Below are 4086 nucleotides of genomic sequence, written 5' to 3' on the forward strand. Positions count from 1 at the left end.
CACCCATCCGCCGATGACTCCCGCTCCAAGACCTTGCATCAGCGCCGTAAAGAATCCCCTTCGAGAAACCGACATGCTATTCCCTCCGTTGCGTTAGAGTCACGAATGGCCGTGAGGATTCAATCTGATATCAACCGTCGCGGGAACTGCGATTGATTGATGGACGGTACAGCCGTGCGCCACTTTCAAGAGGCGTTCCTTCTGATCGTGCGTGAGACGATGAGGGAGACGGATGGCGATCGAGACTGCACCCACACGATGCGGGCCTTCAGCCATTGTCCATTCTGCCTCAACCGTAAGGCCGTTTTGTGGAATGTTGTGCCGCGAGCAAAAGCGACCCACGAAATAGCCGACGCAGCTGGCAATCGATCCCACAAATAACTCAACAGGGCTCATCCCGGCATCCTGCCCTCCGTCCTCCTCCGGCTGATCCGTCACAATCCGATGCCTGCCGCTGACGATGTCAAAACGTGTTCCGCCGTGATAGGAAACGAGAAGTTTCATGACGCGCCCCTCGGATCATGAAGCCGCATTGCCGCCCAGATACAGACGGCACCCGCCGGCACCGCAATTACAGCTCCAGGCAGCGCAAGGGTCTGATGAAGGGTGATGGGACCGAATCGGCCGAAGGCGAGCAAGGCCGATTCTAGCTCGGGATAGAGAAACGCAAAAATGACGGCACCAAACAAGCCGCCGGTTACCGTGAACCAGGCGTCGACTTTTCCTTCCGCAGCTGCAGCGAGCGCCGTGCCCGGACAATACCCGGTGACGGCAAATCCGATTCCGAAGATCAGTCCGGCGATGGCGACGCCCGGCAGGTAGAGATCCTTGACTTTCATATTCGCCAAGCCGAAGGCATCCAGAAGATGGACGCCGATCAATCCGACGCCGATGGCGGTCAGAATAAGTTTGATGATAGTCAAATCTCGGAGTCGGAGCGCGTTGACGACCTTCGTATGGCTTGATGCACCGGTCATTTGAAGGACCGCCCCGAAAGCCACACCCAAGACCAAACCGAGCAGCAGGTTCATCTGGTGCCTCCGCCGCCATACAGCCATCGGGCTGTCACGATCGCGCTCAGAAAGAGCGCCGAGGAAAAGACCAGTGAGCTGAAAGCCAGCTGCGACACTCCGCTGATCATGTGCCCGGATGTACAGCCTCCGCCGAACCGGGCGCCGAACAGTAGAATAAATCCGCCGATAAAGGACCACACCAATCGCCTGCCTGGAAGAGTTCCGAAACGGGAGGCCCATTCAGTCGGGACAACCTGCCACGCCACACGACCACTCCACAGTGCGGCTAGAAACGCTCCGATCGGAATTCCCAACACAAACATGAATTCATAGGTCAGGATCGTCCACCCTTCTGCCGACTCAGCCAAGTAGGGGCTCTCGGTCGCGACGACCGGAAGAATCTGGTGGAGAATCACCCCGACTGCCACGACATACTGAGTGGATACGCCAATGGGTTGAACCAATCCCACGGCTATGATCAAGATCAGTCCGATTCCTAATCCGCCAATCCACCAGGGCAGAATGGGAGCAGCTGACGCCGCTCCATAATGCTGAAGGTTCAATGTTGAATTTCTAATGAGTGCTCTCTTTTCAACTACACATTGTATTTTGGGTATTTTGGAAATTGAGCATGTGGCATTTGGTTCTACTAGTACGGCGAGTCGGCGGGCTTCCCGCCTTTTGGCCAATCACGAATCTTTTCGGGATAATCCGGGCGCGGTTGGCTGTTGATGTACGCGGCCACGTCGAAGGCCTCTTCATCGGAGAGCGACCAGCCCCAGCCACGCGGCATGTTGGACTTGATAAACGAAGCCGCCACGCTGATCCGTGCCATCCCAGCCCCAATATTGTAGGACTTCGGTCCCCAGACGGGCGGAGCCGACATCGTACCTTGCCCATCAGATCCGTGACAGAACGCGCACTTTGCAGCGAATACCTTCTTGCCCCTTCCTGCATCCGGCTGCTTATCCGACTTCAAGCGAGGAATCCCTCTCCAGGGAACCGAACTGCCAGTCGGGATATCCTTCGACAACCACTCGATGTAGGCGACAACCGCCTGCAGTTTGGAACTATCGGGAGGAAGCGCCCTGCCGTTCAGGCTTCGCTCAAAACATTCGTTGATCCGATCGGCCAACGTCATCTGCCGATCCGCACGCGCCCGATACTCAGGATACACGGCACTCAACCCTACGAAGGACGCGGCATTGGGATTGAGCCCCGCATCGAGATGGCAGTTCGTGCAATTGAGCGAATTGCCGACGTAGGGCTTCCCGAACTCCTGCGTACGGGCAACGACTTCGTACCCGATGCGTATCTGTTCGCCGCGTCGCCCACCAGGAATCGTCTCGGGCGAGGGAGGGGAAAAGAGAGGATCGAACCTTTCTACGCCGCTCTTTGTCTGATCCCCTTCGGCCATCTCCATTTTCCCCTGAGTTCCGGCACAACCTGAACTCACAAGAATCGCGCCGAGAATGACCTGGATACAACGGTTCATGGTCTGATGTTCTGCTATCGACATGCCGCACTTCTCCTTCTCGTCAGCGATCCAATTCATTGAAATTACAGTTGGTTAAATATTTCGACCGCGACAGATAGCCGTTCAGTGGTGAAAAATTCCACAGGTGAGATTTGTCCCCTGGTGCTTCACGCGACAGATCCATCAAGACTTCACCCAATAACCTCATTGAGGCTCAAAAGTGGTACGCAGCTCCAAGCGATACAATCGAATCGTTGAAGTCCCTCAAGGCATTGGTCGACGTTCGTTGGGTTCGCTGGAAGGCAAGCGTCCCGATCAATCTGGATGTAATTTGGTATCCAAGTTCCACCCGCCCCTGGTGTGTCTGGTCCAACCGATCCAGATGGGTATCACCCACGAGATTGCTCGTGAAGGTCTTCCGGACGTGTATATAGGACAGCTCCAGCATCAGATTACGCGCCAGCCTCAAGTCGGCGCCGCAGGAAATCAGATGCAGAAAATAGGATACGTCGTCATTGAGCTGCACATCGTGCCGACCATTGGAAAGGCCGCGTTCATACAGATATCCCAGCGTCACAGACAGCCAAGAGAACAGCTGCTGTCGAAGATGGGGACCGACCGTGTAAAAGTTTGTATCCCGTTCCGCAAAGACATCATTGTACAGCCGAATGCCGAATCGGCCGACCAAGGTGACGGTGGTGTCCTTGTTCACACGGCGCTCAACCTCTGCACGCCAATGATGCGAGGTGAGACGCTCCTCTTGAATCGAACGCGTGCCCGTTCGGCGCTCAAAATTCGGCCCGAGAAAGAGATTGGGAACGTAGCGATACCGCACCAGAATTGAGGTCTCTTGATCGAGCCATTGCCGATCCTGAATCTTGTAATCACCGTGATTAAAGATCGCGTTGTTCGTATAAATATATCCGTGAGCTTTAACGGAGAGTTCATTGTTTCCCCACTTGTTGGAAGAGGACCGTAGAAGGTCGAGAGAGGGTTCCCAAATCACATCTTCCGGGTTCCCAAGAGGAATTCCTGTAGGCTGCGACGGATCTTCGGTGAATCGGAGTCGCCTGGCGGAAGAAAACTGCAAGGCATCGGTCGTATAGCTGGTCTTCTGCTCGGCGGTGGCAGACCAGTCGGCAAACGCGCTTCCCCCCGATCCGACAAAGAGCGCAATGAAGAGGATGAAAAACTGGAGATGTACGGAAAATGATAAGTTAGTTCTCTTATCCCGTACCTTCATCACTCATTGTTGACCGAACGACCGGACATACAAGAGCACATGCCAGGCTTCTTCTTCTGTCAGCACAAGGGGGATGAACGAGGCCATGTCTGTCCCCGGGCTCCCGTTTTTCAAAATCCAGAAGAGTTCCCCGTCAGTTCTCGCCCGTTGCCATGCTTTATCGGTAAAGTTTCGAGGAAGCTTTCCCCTCAATCCCTCGACACCTGACAAACCCTTACCGTCCCTGCCGTGGCAGGTGACGCAAAAGGCCTTTCCATGAAATAGAGCTTTCCCCTTCTGAGTATTCTCCGCGGTCGACTCGAAGGGATTGATCCAGGTTCTGGCTTCTTCGATCTGATCGGAAGGGACACGCG

General features: G+C 55.0%; 6 protein-coding genes. All 6 read right to left on the reverse strand.

Going from position 1 to position 4086, the window contains the following annotated elements; all coding sequences use genetic code 11:
• Positions 1 to 99 precede the first annotated feature (99 nt).
• Entirely contained in the window at positions 100 to 504 is a 405-nt protein-coding gene (locus ACWVCN_RS03415) for an OsmC family protein (protein WP_455244110.1), read from the reverse strand.
• Positions 501 to 1031: a YeeE/YedE thiosulfate transporter family protein gene (locus ACWVCN_RS03420; RefSeq protein ID WP_455244111.1), complete on the reverse strand. Its 531-nt coding sequence runs from the start codon at positions 1029 to 1031 to the stop codon at positions 501 to 503. Before ACWVCN_RS03420 ends, ACWVCN_RS03415 begins: the two co-directional genes overlap by 4 nt.
• Positions 1028 to 1576 carry a YeeE/YedE thiosulfate transporter family protein gene (locus ACWVCN_RS03425; RefSeq protein ID WP_455244112.1) on the reverse strand — a complete coding sequence of 183 codons (549 nt, stop codon included), beginning with the start codon at positions 1574 to 1576 and terminating at the stop codon, positions 1028 to 1030. The genes ACWVCN_RS03420 and ACWVCN_RS03425 overlap by 4 nt, the downstream gene beginning before the upstream one ends.
• 86 nt (positions 1577 to 1662) lie before the next feature.
• Positions 1663 to 2532 carry a c-type cytochrome gene (locus ACWVCN_RS03430; protein ID WP_455244113.1) on the reverse strand — a complete coding sequence of 290 codons (870 nt, stop codon included), beginning with the start codon at positions 2530 to 2532 and terminating at the stop codon, positions 1663 to 1665.
• 172 nt (positions 2533 to 2704) lie between these two features.
• Positions 2705 to 3733 (reverse strand): hypothetical protein, encoded by a 1029-nt coding sequence (locus ACWVCN_RS03435; RefSeq protein WP_455244114.1) that lies wholly within the window; start codon positions 3731 to 3733, stop codon positions 2705 to 2707.
• Positions 3734 to 3736: 3 nt separating this feature from the next.
• The coding region (locus ACWVCN_RS03440; protein WP_455244115.1) for a c-type cytochrome at positions 3737 to 4086 on the reverse strand (350 nt) is incomplete at its 5' end.

It is taken from the genome of Petrachloros mirabilis (assembly GCF_975968855.1).